The 15,293-nt window shown below is 63.9% G+C and carries 14 protein-coding genes; 6 read left to right on the forward strand and 8 right to left on the reverse strand.

Annotated elements, in window-relative coordinates; genetic code table 11:
- Positions 1 to 13: 13 nt before the first annotated feature.
- Entirely contained in the window at positions 14 to 880 is an 867-nt protein-coding gene (gene rfbA / locus N2K95_RS11510; RefSeq protein WP_260651662.1) for a glucose-1-phosphate thymidylyltransferase RfbA, read from the reverse strand.
- Between the two features lie 56 nt (positions 881 to 936).
- Between rfbA and rfbB the strand changes: the two genes are divergently transcribed.
- The 4 genes from rfbB to N2K95_RS11530 are packed head-to-tail and all read left to right on the forward strand — an operon-like array spanning position 937 to position 4,447.
- Entirely contained in the window at positions 937 to 1,935 is a 999-nt protein-coding gene (rfbB, locus tag N2K95_RS11515; RefSeq protein WP_260651663.1) for a dTDP-glucose 4,6-dehydratase, read from the forward strand.
- 4 nt (positions 1,936 to 1,939) lie between these two features.
- The gene (locus N2K95_RS11520; RefSeq protein ID WP_260651664.1) at positions 1,940 to 3,391 is read left to right on the forward strand and encodes a bifunctional dTDP-4-dehydrorhamnose 3,5-epimerase family protein/NAD(P)-dependent oxidoreductase; all 1,452 of its coding nucleotides are present in this window, start codon (positions 1,940 to 1,942) and stop codon (positions 3,389 to 3,391) included.
- 4 nt (positions 3,392 to 3,395) lie between these two features.
- A complete protein-coding gene (locus N2K95_RS11525; RefSeq protein WP_260651665.1) occupies positions 3,396 to 4,061 on the forward strand; it encodes a glycosyltransferase family 2 protein in 666 nt (221 codons plus the stop codon).
- A gap of 5 nt (positions 4,062 to 4,066) precedes the next feature.
- Positions 4,067 to 4,447 carry a DUF2304 domain-containing protein gene (locus tag N2K95_RS11530; protein WP_255790139.1) on the forward strand — a complete coding sequence of 127 codons (381 nt, stop codon included), beginning with the start codon at positions 4,067 to 4,069 and terminating at the stop codon, positions 4,445 to 4,447.
- An 88-nt stretch (positions 4,448 to 4,535) separates the two neighbouring features.
- Here N2K95_RS11530 and N2K95_RS11535 read toward each other — a convergent pair whose 3' ends face one another.
- Positions 4,536 to 5,420, reverse strand: coding sequence for a glycosyltransferase family 2 protein (locus N2K95_RS11535; protein WP_260651666.1), 885 nt, complete (start codon positions 5,418 to 5,420; stop codon positions 4,536 to 4,538).
- A gap of 185 nt (positions 5,421 to 5,605) precedes the next feature.
- Here N2K95_RS11535 and N2K95_RS11540 point away from each other — a divergent pair, with 185 nt between their 5' ends.
- On the forward strand, positions 5,606 to 6,379 hold the full coding sequence (locus N2K95_RS11540; protein ID WP_260651667.1) for a glycosyltransferase: 774 nt from the start codon (positions 5,606 to 5,608) through the stop codon (positions 6,377 to 6,379).
- Here the strand turns inward: N2K95_RS11540 and N2K95_RS11545 are convergent.
- Positions 6,376 to 7,314: a glycosyltransferase gene (locus tag N2K95_RS11545; RefSeq protein ID WP_260651668.1), complete on the reverse strand. Its 939-nt coding sequence runs from the start codon at positions 7,312 to 7,314 to the stop codon at positions 6,376 to 6,378. The two genes, N2K95_RS11540 and N2K95_RS11545, sit on opposite strands and share 4 nt — an antisense overlap.
- A 66-nt stretch (positions 7,315 to 7,380) precedes the next feature.
- Complete coding sequence (locus tag N2K95_RS11550) at positions 7,381 to 8,286, reverse strand: glycosyltransferase family 2 protein (RefSeq protein WP_260651669.1); 906 nt, start codon at positions 8,284 to 8,286, stop codon at positions 7,381 to 7,383.
- 172 nt (positions 8,287 to 8,458) lie between these two features.
- Here N2K95_RS11550 and N2K95_RS11555 point away from each other — a divergent pair, with 172 nt between their 5' ends.
- Positions 8,459 to 9,739: a lipopolysaccharide biosynthesis protein gene (locus N2K95_RS11555; RefSeq protein ID WP_260651670.1), complete on the forward strand. Its 1,281-nt coding sequence runs from the start codon at positions 8,459 to 8,461 to the stop codon at positions 9,737 to 9,739.
- Between the two features lie 9 nt (positions 9,740 to 9,748).
- Here the strand turns inward: N2K95_RS11555 and N2K95_RS11560 are convergent, their stop codons facing one another.
- The 4 genes from N2K95_RS11560 to N2K95_RS11575 all read right to left on the reverse strand — a co-directional run bounded on the left by N2K95_RS11560 (position 9,749) and on the right by N2K95_RS11575 (position 15,285).
- On the reverse strand, positions 9,749 to 11,713 hold the full coding sequence (locus N2K95_RS11560) for a DUF6541 family protein (RefSeq protein WP_260651671.1): 1,965 nt from the start codon (positions 11,711 to 11,713) through the stop codon (positions 9,749 to 9,751).
- Between the two features lie 72 nt (positions 11,714 to 11,785).
- A complete protein-coding gene (locus tag N2K95_RS11565; protein ID WP_255790153.1) occupies positions 11,786 to 12,517 on the reverse strand; it encodes an ABC transporter ATP-binding protein in 732 nt (243 codons plus the stop codon).
- A gap of 3 nt (positions 12,518 to 12,520) precedes the next feature.
- Complete coding sequence (locus N2K95_RS11570; RefSeq protein ID WP_407080081.1) at positions 12,521 to 13,393, reverse strand: ABC transporter permease; 873 nt, start codon at positions 13,391 to 13,393, stop codon at positions 12,521 to 12,523.
- Between the two features lie 2 nt (positions 13,394 to 13,395).
- Positions 13,396 to 15,285, reverse strand: a complete 1,890-nt coding sequence (locus tag N2K95_RS11575) for a glycosyltransferase (protein ID WP_407080148.1) — start codon at positions 15,283 to 15,285, stop codon at positions 13,396 to 13,398.
- Between the last annotated feature and the right edge of the window lie 8 nt (positions 15,286 to 15,293).

The following is a 15,293-nucleotide window of genomic DNA, read 5'->3' on the forward strand; positions in this document are numbered from 1 at the left end:
GCTCCGCAGGGAGCTACTTCTGGTTGAGGAGCTCCAGCAGGTACTGGCCGTAGCCGCTCTTTACGAGGGGCTCAGCGCGCTGGCGGAGTTCGTCGTCACTGATGTTGCCCAACCGCCAGGAGATCTCCTCGGGGCAGCCGATGGACAGGCCCTGGCGCTTCTGGACCGTGCGGATGAACTCGGATGCTTCGTTGAGCGAATCGAAAGTGCCCGTATCCAGCCACGCGGTCCCGCGCGGAAGAATCTCCACCTGCAGTTTGCCCTTCTCCAGGTAAATTCGGTTGACGTCGGTGATTTCCAGTTCACCGCGGGGAGACGGCTTCAGATTCCGTGCAATTTCCACAACGTCGTTGTCGTAGAAGTACAGTCCGGGCACTGCGTAATGGCTCTTCGGCTTGGCCGGCTTTTCCTCGAGCGAGATCGCCCGGCCGGACTCGTCGAACTCGACCACGCCGTAAGCCCCGGGATCCGCGACCCAGTACCCGAAGACGGCGCCGCCGTCGATGTTGGCGAACCGGCGCAGCTGGGTGCCCATCCCCTGGCCGTAGAAAATATTGTCACCGAGCACCAGCGCCACCGGGCCGTTGCCGATGTGCTCGGCTCCGAGGACGAAGGCCTGCGCCAGTCCGTCGGGCGAGGGCTGCTGCTTATAGGTGATGCTGACGCCGAAACGGCTGCCGTCACCGAGCAGCCGCTCAAACTGGTCTGCGTCGTGCGGGGTGGTGATGATCAGGATGTCTTTGATGCCCGCGAGGATCAGCGTAGACAGCGGATAATAGATCATCGGTTTGTCGTAGACCGGCACCAGCTGCTTGCTGACGCCGAGTGTGATGGGGTGCAGTCTGGACCCGGTTCCGCCTGCCAATATGATTCCACGCATGCACCACATCATCCCGGCTCGTTGGAGGGACGGCAAATCCGGTAACGTTTACCTACATGCAGAAACTCCTAGTCACCGGCGGCGCCGGCTTTATTGGCTCCAACTTCGTGCACCACGCGCTCACGGGCACAGACTATTCGATCACTGTGCTGGACAAGCTGACGTATGCGGGCAACCTCGCTTCGTTGAAGGGACTGCCGGAAGACCGGTTCACCTTTGTCCAGGGCGACATCTGCGATGCCCCGCTGGTGGACCGGCTGGTCGGCGAAGCAGACGTAGTGGTCCACTTTGCCGCCGAATCCCATAATGACAACTCGCTGCATGACCCCCGTCCGTTCCTGGACACCAACATCATCGGCACGTACACGCTGATTGAAGCGGCCCGCAAGCACGATACCCGGTACCACCACATCTCCACGGATGAGGTTTACGGCGACCTGGAGCTGGATGATCCGCAGCGGTTCACGGAATCGACACCCTACAACCCGTCCAGCCCCTACTCCTCCACCAAGGCGGGCTCGGACCTGCTGGTCCGTGCATGGGTGCGGTCCTTCGGCCTGCGCGCAACCATCAGCAACTGCTCCAACAACTACGGCCCGTACCAGCACGTGGAGAAATTCATCCCGCGCCAGATCACGAACGTGATCGACGGCATCCGTCCCAAGCTGTACGGCGCCGGGGAAAACGTCCGTGACTGGATCCACGCCACCGATCATTCATCAGCCGTGCTGGCAATCATTGAAAAGGGCGAAATCGGCCAGACCTACCTGATCGGCGCCGACGGCGAGAAAAACAACAAGGAAGTTGTTGAACTGATCCTGAAGCACATGGGACAGCCCGCCGACGCGTACGACCAGGTCATCGACCGCCCGGGGCACGACCTGCGCTACGCCATCGACTCCTCCCGCCTGCGCCGCGAGCTGGGCTGGAGCCCCCAGTTCTCCGACTTCGAGCAGGGCATCGAAAACACCATCCGGTGGTACCGGGAAAACGAGGCCTGGTGGCGGCCGCAGAAGGATGCCACGGAAGCCAAGTACAAGGAACAGGGACAGTAACGCAGTGGCACCGGAATTCTCCAAACCGCTTTCGTCCCATCCCACCCCCATCCCCGGCGTTGTCCTGTATGACCTGCCCGTCCACGGCGACAACCGGGGCTGGTTCAAGGAAAACTGGCAGCGCGAAAAAATGCTCGCCCTGGGCCTGCCGGACTTCGGTCCCGTGCAGAACAACATCTCCTTCAATGAAAAAGCCGGAACAACGCGCGGTATCCATGCCGAGCCCTGGGACAAGTACATCTCCGTAGCCACGGGCCGCATCTTCGGTGCCTGGGTGGACCTGCGCGAAGGGCCGTCCTTCGGCGCGGTCTTCACCGCGGAGCTGGATCCCAGCCAGGCCATCTTCATCCCCCGCGGCGTCGGCAACGCCTTCCAGACGCTGGAGGACAACACCGCCTATTCCTATCTGGTCAATGACCACTGGAGTGCCGGCGCGCAGGGTCAGTACACGTTCCTGAACCTGGCCGACGAGGCCTCGGGAATCGACTGGCCCATTCCGCTGGAGCAGGCCGAACTCTCCGAGAAGGACCGGGCGCACCCGCGCCTGGCCGACGTCGTTCCCATGGCTCCGAAGAAGACCCTTGTCCTGGGTGCCGACGGACAGCTGGGCAAGGCGCTTCGAGCGGCCTTCGCCGGCCGGGAACACGTCGAATTCGCCGCCCGCTCCGACTTTGACCTCACCGACCCGGCTGCCTACGCCGGGCGGAACTGGAAGAACTACGCGGCGATCATCAACGCGGCCGCGTACACGGCCGTGGACGACGCCGAGTCCCCCGAAGGCCGGAAGGCCGCCTGGGCCATCAACGTGTCCGCAGTGACCCACCTGGCCCGCGTGGCCACGGAAAACCGCATCACGCTGGTCCATGTCTCCTCCGACTACGTGTTCGACGGAACAGCCGCGGAGCATCCCGAGGACGAACCCTTCTCCCCACTGGGCGTGTACGGGCAGACCAAGGCCGCCGGCGACGCCGTCGTGTCCGCGGTCCCCGCGCACTACATCGTCCGGACCAGCTGGGTCATCGGCGAAGGAAAGAACTTCGTGCGCACCATGGCCTCCCTCGCTGAACGCGGCATCAGCCCCGCCGTCGTCAATGACCAGATAGGCCGGCTCACCTTCACCGAGGACCTGGCGGCCGGGATCATCCATCTGCTGTCATCCGGCGCCCCGTACGGCGTCTACAACCTGACGAACGACGGCGACCCCGCCTCGTGGGCCGACGTTGCCGGCCGCGTCTACGAACTGACCGGCCATGCAGCCGCGGCGGTCACCGGTGTCAGCACCGAAGAGTACTTCAAGGACAAGCAGGCTGCGCCCCGTCCGAAAAACAGCGTGCTTCCCCTGGACAAGATCAAGGCCGCCGGCTTCGCGCCCGCGGATGCCGCGGAACGGCTCAGCGCGTACCTGGGCGGCCCAGGGGCCGGCAACGCAGCCGCTGCACAGGATATGGGATACTGAGACCGTGAGCCGCACATGGATCGTTATTCCGATGTACAACGAAGCAACCGTTGTGGGCTCCGTGATCGAAGACCTCCGGAAGACGTTTCCGCACGTAGTCTGCGTGGACGACGGCAGCCGTGACGGGTCCCAGGCCGCGGCACGCGCAGCGGGGGCGATGGTAGTCCAGCATCCGATCAACCTCGGCCAGGGCGCCGCCCTGCAGACCGGGATCGAATACGCGCTGCAGGACCCCGCCATGACCAGCATCGTCACCTTCGACGCCGACGGCCAGCACCGGGTGGAAGACGCCCAGGCCATGGTTGCCCGGATCGAGTCCGGCGAAGCCGAAGTGGTTCTTGGTTCACGGTTCCTGGACGACAGGACCCAGATCTCGCTGCAGAAACGGATTGTCCTGAAGACGGCCGCGGTGCAGTCGCGGATGGCCACCGGAATGAACCTCACCGACGCGCACAACGGCCTGCGGGCCATCAACCGCGATGTCGCCTCCAGGATTCATCTGACCCAGAACCGGATGGCCCACGCGTCCGAGCTGGTTAACCAGCTCGCGACCATCCGGCCCCGCTGGGTGGAGCATCCGGTGGAGATCATCTATACGGACTACTCCAAGTCCAAGGGGCAGTCGCTGCTCAACTCCGTGAACATCCTGGCCGAACTCTTTTTTAGGTGACCTAATTGCTACTCATCGTCCAGATCGTGCTCGTTGTCGCTGTCATCCTGGTCTCCCTGGTCCTGATGCGCGGCGGGGTCAACGCCAAGCACCTGGCTGTGCGCCGGATCATGCTGATGATCTTCGCCGTGGCCGCTGCGCTGTCCATCTTCTTCCCGGACACGCTGACCCGGTTCGCGGGATTCCTCGGCATCGGACGCGGCACCGACCTGGTGCTTTACGCGACCATCGTGTCCTTCTTCGTGTTCATGGCCACGACCTACCAGCGGTTCCGCAATATGGAGACTTCCATCACGACGCTCTCCCGGCGCATTGCCCTGGATGAGGCACCCCGGCCCTGGACGGCAGACGAGGGCCATAAGGGCGCGGACGACCTGCGGCAGTAGCACCGGCCGTCGCGGCGTTGTTCCGGTAAACAAAAAGCAGGGCGGACCCAACGGGTCCGCCCTGCTTTTTTGATCCGTGTCCGGCAGGCTAGCCGATGACGTGCTTGGCCAGCTTCGGGATGTAACCGAACTTTCCCCCTGCCGCTGAACGGGCAATCAGGGTCACTGCATTAAGGCGGGAGGTGACGTGGAGACGGGCAGCACGGGCGGCGCGGGTCCAGCCGATTCGATCGAACCGGACGGCCTCGCCTTCAAAGAAACGCCGCTCTTCATCGAAGCGCCTTCCGTCGAAGGCCCGAACAGAGGAATCGGAACCGGAGTGGCGTCGGTACAGGAAGGCCAGCTCAGGGGTCAGCACCATCGAGCCGCTGTCGGCGGCGATGTCCAGCAGCAGCGCCAGGTCCTGCACGACGTCGAACTCCGACCGGAAGCCAATGCGCTTCAGCGTCTCGGACTTCCAGGCGATGGACGGGAAATAGTGCCAGCCGGCTCGCAGCAGGCTCGTCGCGAGATCCTCACCGCTCAGCAGGCGACGCTGGTTGCCGCGAGGTGTCGCCGCTTTCTTGACCAGATCCGTGAGCGGCATGGTGGCCCGGCCTGACTCGTCAATGACCTGCACTCCGGGCTGCACGGCACTGGCCTGAGGGAAGGACTCGAAGGACTCGACAACCGCAGTGAGGTAGTTGGGAAGCATGATGTCGTCCGCACCCATGATCACCGCGACAGGAGCTTCGATGAGCTCGACGGCTTTGCGGTAGTTGCCGTTGGCACCGAGGTTGACCTCGTTGCGCTGGTAACTGACGCGCGGATCCGTGATCTCCGCGAACCAGCGGGCCGGCTCGGGATCGGGGTAGCCGTCGTCGATGACTACGAGACGCCAGTCCTGATGCTGCTGGCCCATTACGCTTCGGGCGGCTTGCTTCATGAGTTCAACGTCCCCGTAGTACGGGAACATAACATCTACGGCTGTCAAGGATTGGCTTCTTTCACATCAGGTTCGACGGCGGCAGAGCCGGCGGTGGCGCCGCGGTCAGGAGGCGGCCGGAGGGTCGGGGAACTACTCCACTATATATGGAGGGCCTGCGGCTAAGTCGAAACCGGGGAACCGGTAAGCTGGTTCGGGTATCCCCGCCCTACCGACGAATCACCAGGACAAGAATGAACCCGAGCACCTCCCCGTCCGCCGCGGACCGCGGCCAGGTCAGCGTGTGCATGGCAGCCTACAACGGTGCCGCACACATAGAGGAACAGATCGCCTCGATCCTTCCCCAGCTGGCTCACGGCGATGAACTGGTGATTGTCGACGACGCCTCCACGGACAACACTGCCGCGGTCGTCGAGGCGCTGCAGGACCCCCGAATCAAACTGATCCGGTCTTCCACCAACCGCGGCTACGTCCGGACTTTCGAGGCTGCCCTGGCCGCCAGCACCGGCGAGTACGTGTTCCTTTCGGACCAGGACGACGTCTGGGTCCCCGGCCGCGTGGAGTCAATGGTGGCTGAACTCCAGCACGCAGACGTGGTTGCCAGCAACTTCGGGTACTTCGGCCACCAGCCCCGCAGGATCGAATCCCTCCGGCTGCGCAGCGCGGACAGCAGCCGCCGCTGGGCCAACCTGCTGATGCTCTGGATCGGCGTGCGGCCCTACTACGGCTGCGCCATGGCGTTCCGGGGCAGCATCCGGGACGTGGTTCTGCCGTTCCCTGCCTTCCTGGTGGAGACCCATGACCAGTGGATTGCCCTGGTGGGCAATCTCCGCGGGTCGATGGCCCATCTGGAGGCGGACACCCTGAACCGGCGGCTCCACGACAACAACACCACACCGAAAAAGGCCCGGAGCCTGCTGCTGATCCTGCGTTCGCGGATCATGCTTGCCCGGGCTTTCGTTGTCGCCCTGATGCGGATGCGCGGGCGCCGCAGCGCCCGCCCCTAGGCTGCGGCCTTCTTCTTCCGCGGCGCCACTACGGCGTTTTCCTTCGCGCTGATCCGGCCCATCCGGCCCGTGAGGGCATCCCGTACCCCGAAGGCAATAGCGGCGATCTGACGGAAACGGTGCGGACCGTAGACAACCCGGACGCCGTAGAACACTACTTCGAGTCCGATCCGGCGGAGCACCCAGACCGGCTGCTTGGGAAGGTACCGGCGGTACATGACCAAGCCGTTGCGGGTGATGTAGTACACCCGGAAAGGCGCGTGGGAATGCACAAAGCGTTTCTGCCCGCCCACCGTGACATGCCACGTGCCCAGGCGCATGGGACGGGACTCCCCCACCGCGTGGCTGATATTGCAGCCGGGCGCGATGATCGCTTTCAGTCCCATCTCGCGGATCCGGGCAGTGAACTCGGAATCCACGCAGTCAATGAACAGGTCTTCCTCCAGGAGACCTGCTGCATCGAACGTGGCGGCGGGAATCAGCGTGCCGGACTGCATGGGGTCAAAGGCCTCCGGGAACGGAACGCCGGGTTTCTGCAGCATCACCGGCTGCTTATTGTGCGACTCGGCGCAGACCATGCCCACAGGCACCCCCTGCAGGGTCGCCGCGGTGAAGGCAACGAGTGCCCGGGCAACATAATCCGGATCCAGTTCGGAGTCCTGGTCCAGCGTCAGGAAGAAATCCGGAGCAGATTCGGCCGCGTAGCGGATTCCGGCATTGAGCGCGGCCGCGATTCCGGTGTTCGAGCCCTGCTTGAGGACGACGGCGCCAGCCGCCTCCAGTCCCTGCAGGACGCCGGTGACGTCAGCCGGCGAACCGTCGTCGACCACTATGATGCGCTCAACCTGGCTGGCCAGCCGCTCTACTTTTTCGATGAGGTCGGTAGGCGGGTTGTAGGCGGAAATAACCGCGGCGATGCGTTGCTGGGAGGTCATTTGTATCTCTCTGACTGGAGCGGGGCGGAACGGAAGGGCGCCGGCGTGAAGCCGGTCTGCCGGGGCTTAGCGGCCGAGTCGAACGGACTTCGCCAGCAGCTGGCCGGGCCAGATGGTCCGGGGCGAGCGGGCCAGCCCTTCATACAGTCCCCTGCCGGCTGATCGGAGCCACAGACGCCGGTCCTGCGCCAGCAGCCCCTGGCGGATGGCCAGGACGGCCATTCCGGCCCCCCAGCGGACCGGGTTCTGCAGCAGTGTCCTCGGGCTCGGGTCCTGGCGTCGAAGCCACAGGTTGTTGCGGACGTAGTAGAACAAACGCCCGCCCATGTCCTTCTGGTTCTGCTTTTCCGGGTGGAGGATCCGGCTGGCGGGAAGGAGTACCCCGTAGGCCCCGCGGCTGAGGCGGCGCGTGTATTCGGCGTCGTCAAACCAGATGAAGAAATCGGCGAAGGGCAACGGCATTCGAGCCGCTGCGTGCAAGTCAATCAGCACGCCCACGAAACTGGCGCTGTTCACGGCCATCCCGCCCAGTTCGCTCGCCTTCAACTGCCGGGAGACATCCGAGGACAGATCGGGAAGGTGCCCGTTGTTCGGTTCACCCTCGGGATTGACCACCAGAGAGGTGACGAAACCCGGCCGGTCAGGTGCCTTCTCCATGGCCTCAACCAACGGACCCAGGCTGCCGGGAAGCGGCTCGGCGTCGTCGTCCATCAGCCATGCGGCGTCGTGCCCCGCGGCCAGCGCACGCTCGATGCCCCAGGCGAATCCGCCGGCGCCGCCGAGGTTGGCCCCCGTTTCGAAGACGCTGACCTGAGGAAACTCTTCCTGCACCATGGTGACGCTGCCGTCGGTGGAACCGTTGTCCACGAGGATGATCTCATCCGGCCGCCGGTCCTGGCTTTCGAGGGCGGACAGGCACTTACGGAGCAAATCAACTCGGTTATAGGAGACAACAACCGCTGCTACAGACAAAGAGTTCCCATCGTCGGAGCACGCCTTCGTGGAGCGCCGGAAGGCATGCAGGAGGTGGGCGGCGCTACGTAGATGATATCAACCCGGCCAGGCCCCTAAGTTAGAATCGTCAGGGAGCACGCACCGGCAAACGGCCCGCCGCGTGCCCGCACCCAGCTACGGAGGATATTTCTTGGGTCAGAGTACGGTCCTGCGGCACATCCGACGTCTGGGGGCATTCGGTGCTTCCGTGGTTATCACCACCGTTGTGGGCCTGCTGGCCATTCCCGTGGTCATAGCCAACGCCGGAGGAAACACCTGGGGTGTGATCGCCCTGGGCCAGTCCGCGGCCCTGCTGTTCGGCGTTTTAGTGTCCTTCGGCTGGGGAACAGTAGGACCGGCCATGGTGGCAGGCATGCCGGCAGCGGAGCGGCCCCAGATGTTTATGGATTCCCTGGTCAGCCGCGTGTATCTCTTCGCCGTCACCGCACCTCTGGCCGCCCTGACCGTCTGGCTGATCGCCGGTGACTCCGGCCCGGTGGCTGCACTGGCCAGCCTTACGTATCTCGTTCCTTTCCTGGGTGCCTCCTGGTTCTTTGTAGGTGACGCACGTCCGGGCAGGCTTCTGGTCTTTGACACGCTGCCCGTGACGCTCGGCACGGTTCTGGGGCTGGCAGGGCTGGTCCTGACCGGCGACGTCTTTGTGTACCTGGCCATCCAGCTGGCGATGAACCTCCTTGGCGTCACCGTCAGCGGCCTGCTGATCCGTAACAGGTCCGCCGCGGTTCCCCGCCTGGACCTCCATATCGGCCGGGCGGTGCGGCGCCTGGCGGGCCAGCGGCACGGCGTCGTCACCGCCGCCACCTCCAGCCTCTATGTCAACACCCCGCTCCTGGTCGTCGGGGCGGTCCTGCCGGGCGCGGTGTCGCTGTACGCGATGGCGGAGAAGTTCTTCAAGTACGGCCTGACTGCCGTAGGGCCGGTTGTGCAGGTGCTTCAGGGGTCCATTGCGGATCCGGACCGGGCACGCCAGGAGGCACGCATCCGCATTGCCGCCAGGTGGGCTCCGCTCGCGGCTGCGCTCTGCGCTGTCGTTATGGCGCTATGCATCCCCTGGGCCAGCAATCTGCTGTCCCAGGGTGCCATCCGGGTCGGATTCGACCTCAGCATGCCTATGGGCGTGGTGTTCGGCGCAGTCACGGTGTCCCAGGTGGTGGGGCTGGCCTGCCTCATCCCGCTGGGCGAAGGCAAGGCCCTGGCGGTTTCCACCGTTCTGGGCGCAGCCATCGGGGTTCCCCTCATCGTCACCGGAGCGCTGACCCTGGGGGTGTCCGCGGTGGCGTGGGCTGTGGCCGTCTCCGAACTCGCCGTCGCTGTGTACCAGCTCGGTGTGGTCCGCCGGTACTTCCGCCGGGGCTCCGGTAAAGGGGTGGCGCTGCAGGGCCGCAAGCACACTCCGGTCGAACGGCCCTGAGCCGGTCAGCTACCCGCAGGCAGTGATCCGGTACAGCTTCGCTTCACCCTCGCTGTCCACAAGCTCCACCGCGCCGCTGGACTCGAGGTCCTCCAGTCCCGGATAGGGGTGGGTGCGGCCATGGATTTCCTGGTCGCCGAAGTCCAGGACGTAGCCAACCTGCTCCGCTTCCAGAGCCGGGCAGACCTCCGGATCCGTCAGGGCATTGCGGAGGTCCGCATAGATTTCGTCCTCCTCCGGGCCCAGGGCCGCGATCGTATGAAGCTGCATCGGACGGTGGCCGGCAAGGGCGTAGACCAATGAGCTCCCGGTCCACGGGTTCCCGACAATCCGTGCACCTTCCTCTACCTCCTCGTCCAGCCGTTCCATCAGCTCATACTCGTCCCGCGACACCAAGGGTGCTCCCTCGACCAGCAGATAGTTGGTGGCGGCCGACCTGGCGGCGTTGCGGACGTTTTCCGTCTGGGTCGATGCAGTTGCAGCCAGCACCATCAGCAGGAGTGCAGCAGCGGTGGCGCCGCGGACCATGTCCGCGCGCCAGCCGCGGGCGGACATCCAGGTGACTGCCGGGCGCCACAGCGCCTTATCCAGTCCTTCGACGATCAAAGTACCACCCACGGCCGCCACCGGCAGGATCACGACTGGCAGGAGGGCCGCCAGCCGGCTGTTGTCGGTGTACCACCCGCCGGTGATCAAATCGCGGAAATCTCCATCGGGGGCGCCGGTGGCCACTACGTAGAGGAATCCGCCGATGAGGTAGATCCCCGCAGTCCACCACGGTGCCCGGCGAAGAATCAGGGCGGCGAAACCGAACAGGGACAGCACCAGCACACCCCACGAGACTGCGGACAGCAGCGGGGCGCTGGCCAGCACCTCACCCATGGCCTGCGCCTGGGTCTGGTAGGGCGACCAGATCAGCGTGTCTTCCTCCGGCCGGACCGCATTCCAGAGCATTACGACTCCGACGGCGTAAACCACGAAGGCCAGGATGTAGAGCCAGGCCCGCACGGCGCGTGCATTGGAGTACTCAATGCGGACACGGCGGATAACTGCAGCTATGACAAGGGGAACCGAGAACGCCGTGACGGCCAGGAAAGCGCTCGGATGGCCCAGCCCCAGGCCGGGCACCGCCAGGATCAGAAGGAGCCACATGAGGCGGAGGGAATACGTTCGCCGGGCCAGCCCCAATACGCTGATCAAAATCCCGAGGACGGCAGGAATCAGGCTGACGCCGAGGAAGTTGGGATAGAGGACGCCGAAGTCCACCAGCAGCAGCGGAAAGGCGCCGAAAGCCCCGGACAGGACCGCAGCGATCAATGTGGGGACTGCTTTCCGGCCGGCGATCTGCTGGACCAGGAAGATGCATCCGAGGGGCCAGACCACCGCGCCGATCACCAGGTTGACCGTGTTGACGCTGACCGGAATGGGTGAAGCTGCAAGCGAATTAACCAGGGATACCAGCCCATGCCAGCCCGCTGGGTAGAAACCGATGCCGGTCATTCCGCCGACGCTGAAAGAAGACGCGGACCCGGTTTCCGCAATGTACCGGATGGCATTGAGATGGAAGATGTTGTCAAAGGTCTGGGAGAAGTTCTCCGGATGTCCGAAGGCAAAAATCAGACGCCGGCCAACCAGCCATGCGGCGCCGAGGACCGCCGCCGCCTCCACCAGGTGGATGGCGGGATCCGCGGCTGCGGCCGGTGCGGTTCCTCTGCGGGTCCAGATAAACCGCAGGCCTGCCGTGACTGCCGTTGCCAGCACCGTTAGGACGGCCACCGGGAGCAATGACCACGGGATACCCGCGAGGTCGGCGGCAACCGCGGCAACTGTTACCAGGGATACGGATAAAACCGGCGCGACGGCCAGGGCCGCCAACCATCGGAGACGGAACCCGGCGAATGCCAGCAGCCCGCCGGGGACGAGGATAATGCTAAGGGCGGCGATGATCTGCGGCGTGACGGAAATCCAGGTCACTATGTTCCTTCCGGTGCCGTCAGTCGTAACGGCACACTGTACACGGGGGTAGAGAGAGGCGTGCGGGTGGAGCTACGAGCCGCCGCGCATCCGGTTTACCACCTCTGTCACGGGGGCATCCATGACAATCTGGCCGTGCTCCAGCAGGACCCCACGCTCACAGATGCGTGAAACCAGGTCCAGATCATGGCTGACGACAACGAGCGTCTTACCTTCTCCCGCCAGTTCCTTGATCTTGTCGATGCATTTTTTCTGGAACGGCTCGTCACCTACGGCCAGGATTTCGTCCACCAGGAAGACCTCCGGGTCCGTGTGGACCGCAACAGAGAACGCAAGCCTGAGATACATGCCCGAAGAATAGAACTTCACTTCGGTGTCAATGAACTGCCCGATCTCGGAAAACTCGACGATGGAGTCGAACTTCGCGTTGATCTCTTCCTCGGTCATGCCCAGGATGGCGCCGTTCAGGTACACGTTGTCGCGCCCGCTCAGGTCGTGGTGGAACCCGGCACCAACCTCGATCAGCCCTGCAACCCGTCCCCTGGTGCCGACGGTGCCGGAATCGGGACGCATCACTCCGGAAATATGCTTGAGCAGGGTGGACTTGCCGGAGCCGTTCAGCCCCAGCAGCGCCACGGTCTCCCCCTGCTCAATGTTCAGGGAGACCCCCTTGAGCGCGTGGAACTTCTCGGACAGGTCCCCCTTGCGTCCTTTGACCAGCCAGACAAACGCTTCCTTCATGGAACGCGTATGCCGCAGGACGAACTGCTTGTTGATGTTGCGTACTTCAATGGCGTTGGCCACGGTTCAGAGCTCCTGCGCGAAACGGCCCTCAAGGCGACGGAAGACGAGCTGGCCAATCAGCAGGACCGCTGCCGAGATAGCCAGGGCGATGGGAATCCAAACGGACAACAGGTGCGGAGGGATGGTCTCTGCACCATCGGTGGTCGGCAGCCAGAACGCGTAGTGGAAGGCTTCCACGCCCACGGTGATGGGGTTCAGCTGGTACACGTTGAAGAACGTCTCTCCCAGCTTGTCACTCACCATGTGCCAGGAATACAACACGGGTGACGCCCAGGTTGCGATCATCAACAGCATGTCCACGATGTTTTCCGCGTCCCGGAAATAGACATTCACGGCCCCGAAGAGCAGCCCGAGACCCGTCGCCAACAGCGCCACAATGATGAAACCGGCTACGGCCGCCGCCAGCTGCAGCACCGAGGGCCGCCAGCCGTTGAACAGGCACGCAACGATGAGGATCACCATCTGCGGCACGAAATGCACCCCGGACACCCATACGGAGGCAACGGGGAAGAGCTGCCGCGGCAGGTAGATCTTCTTGATCAATCCCCCGTTGCCCACTATGGAGCGCGAGGCGTTGCCGAGTGCCTCCGTAAAGAAGTTGATCAGCACGATGCCCGAGAACAGGTAGATCGCATAGTTCGGCAACCCGCTGGGATTGCGGTCACTCTGCTCCAGGCCCAGGAACACGCCCAGGGCTATGTAGAAAACGACGAACTGCACGCCGGGTTTTACATAGGACCAGAGGAGCCCCAGGATGGATCCCCGGTAGCGGACCTTAAGTTCCTTGGAAACCAGCAGCTTGAGCAGGAAGCGGGACCGGAGGATATCCGCCAGGCCCGCTCCCCGCCCCGGAGTTTCGAGTGCACCGGTGGACAAGCTTATTTACTCTCTTCCGAATGCTCGGCGAAGGTTTTCTTCCAGGCTTCGAAGGAAGTAATCTCCGGAAGTGCCTCGCGGTACTGGTCGCTGAGCTTCTGCCAGTTCTTCAGGATCTCAGCGTTGAGCTGCACTGCTTCGGCCAGGAGGATCCGCAGCTGCTTCGGATCACGCTTGTACCAGGAGGCCCCGGTACCTTCGGCATTGGAAACCACGGCACTGTCGTACTGGGACATCCGCCACCATTTATTGTCCTGGTGCGCAATATAGGCCTGCGGGTGTTCGAGGCTGGTCGCCGGAACCTTCTTGGTCAGCTGCTTGACCACCGTCTTGGCTGCCCACGGAATCAGCGATGCATATGACGGGGCGGCGAAGCCCTGCCCGCGCCGCGGCGGCTTGTGCATCACCGGCGCAGGGAAGGCCTCCGGCTCGGGCAGCACCTGTGAGTCCGTGAACTTCTTGGTCAGTGCCTTGATTTCCGGCAGCTTGGTGGGAAGCAGGTCATGCAGGTGCTCCGGGCCGCGGAGCAGGTCGCGCAGGGCCATGACGCGGCCCTGGGCCGTGAAGTACTGCATGGAGATCAGGTGCTTGAGGTCCATGTAGCCGGTTTCCCGCACCACGCGCCCGCCGTGTTCATACGGACTGTGGATCAGGGCGGCAATCATGCGGTTGCGGGTGTGGAAGTACGCCTGCCAGCCGACAAGGTCGTCCTTGTCGATCCATGAGACGTGCCAGACGGCTGAGCCGGGCATGGAAACGGTCGGGTAGCCGGCACTCTTGGCGCGGAGTCCGTACTCGGCGTCGTCCCACTTGATGAAGACGGGCAGCGACAGGCCGATGTCCCGGATGACCTTCGTCGGGATCAGGCACATCCACCAACCGTTGTAATCCACGTCCACCCGGCGGTGCATCCAGGACGTGTGGCGCAGATTCGAGCGAACGAAGTCGTGGCCGAGGGTCATCTCGGCATGCGGCTGGTCCGGCTGGAAACGGTAGGGGTTCACTGTCTCGCCGAAGGTGTGCAGCACCGTGCGGTTGTACAGGTCAAACATGTGTCCGCCCACAATGGTGGGCGTCTTGCAGCGGTCAGCGAACATCAACAGACGGGAGATGCTCTCCGGTTCCATCACGACGTCGTCGTCAAGGAGCAGGACGTAGTCGCTGCCGCTCTCGACGGCCTCGTACATGCCGCGGGCGAAACCGCCTGATCCTCCGAGGTTGGCCTGGTTGATGATGCGCAGCTTGCCGCCGAGCATGGCTTCGACTTCGGGGAAACCTTCCGCCTCGGCCACTTTCTCGGTGCCCTGGTCAACGATCAGGACTTCCTTGACGTAGGCCAGCGCTTCCGGGTGGTCCCCCAGGATGCGCAGGTTGTTGATGCAGAAGGAGGTTTTGTTCAGGGTGGTGATTTCAAGGGTCACACTACCCGGGGTGACGGGCTCCCCCGGCGCCTGCCATTCGGCCTTTTCGAGAATCAGCGGCTCGGAACCGGCGACGAGGTCAAACCAGTACCAGCCGCCGTCGCCGAAAGGCTTGAGGCTGAGTTCGAAGGTGGAAGTCGCAGGCGAATTCACCCGCTGGGTCTCGACATGCTGCAGGGCGCCGCGGGCATTGGACTTGTAGACGCTGACGGCGCCTGTCCCCGAGGTGCGGACACTGAGCCGGATGGTGTCCAGATTGGTCCACCGGCGCCAGTAGCTGGCCGGGAAGGCATTGAAGTACGTGCCGAAGGAAACCCGCTCACCGGCGCGGACGGAAGTGGACTGCCGGGACAGGAAGTCCTCTGCGTGTGCTTCCTTGCTGGGAGCTGAGTACGCCGGGGCCGCGGCGGCAGTCTTTGCATCACCGTTCATGGTGGACAGCTGCACTCCTGTAGCACTGCCCGTGTCCATGTACAGCG

Source organism: Arthrobacter zhaoxinii, from assembly GCF_025244925.1.
In the GTDB taxonomy this organism is placed as follows: domain Bacteria; phylum Actinomycetota; class Actinomycetes; order Actinomycetales; family Micrococcaceae; genus Arthrobacter_B; species Arthrobacter_B zhaoxinii.

Coding starts and splice junctions, on each gene's coding strand:
- N2K95_RS11545 (WP_260651668.1), bottom strand. CDS start 7,314: ATGACCTCCCAGCAACGCATCGCCGCGGTTATTTCCGCCTACAACCCG.
- N2K95_RS11540 (WP_260651667.1), top strand. CDS start 5,606: ATGAACCCGAGCACCTCCCCGTCCGCCGCGGACCGCGGCCAGGTCAGC.
- rfbA (WP_260651662.1), bottom strand. CDS start 880: ATGCGTGGAATCATATTGGCAGGCGGAACCGGGTCCAGACTGCACCCC.
- N2K95_RS11575 (WP_407080148.1), bottom strand. CDS start 15,285: ATGGACACGGGCAGTGCTACAGGAGTGCAGCTGTCCACCATGAACGGT.
- rfbB (WP_260651663.1), top strand. CDS start 937: ATGCAGAAACTCCTAGTCACCGGCGGCGCCGGCTTTATTGGCTCCAAC.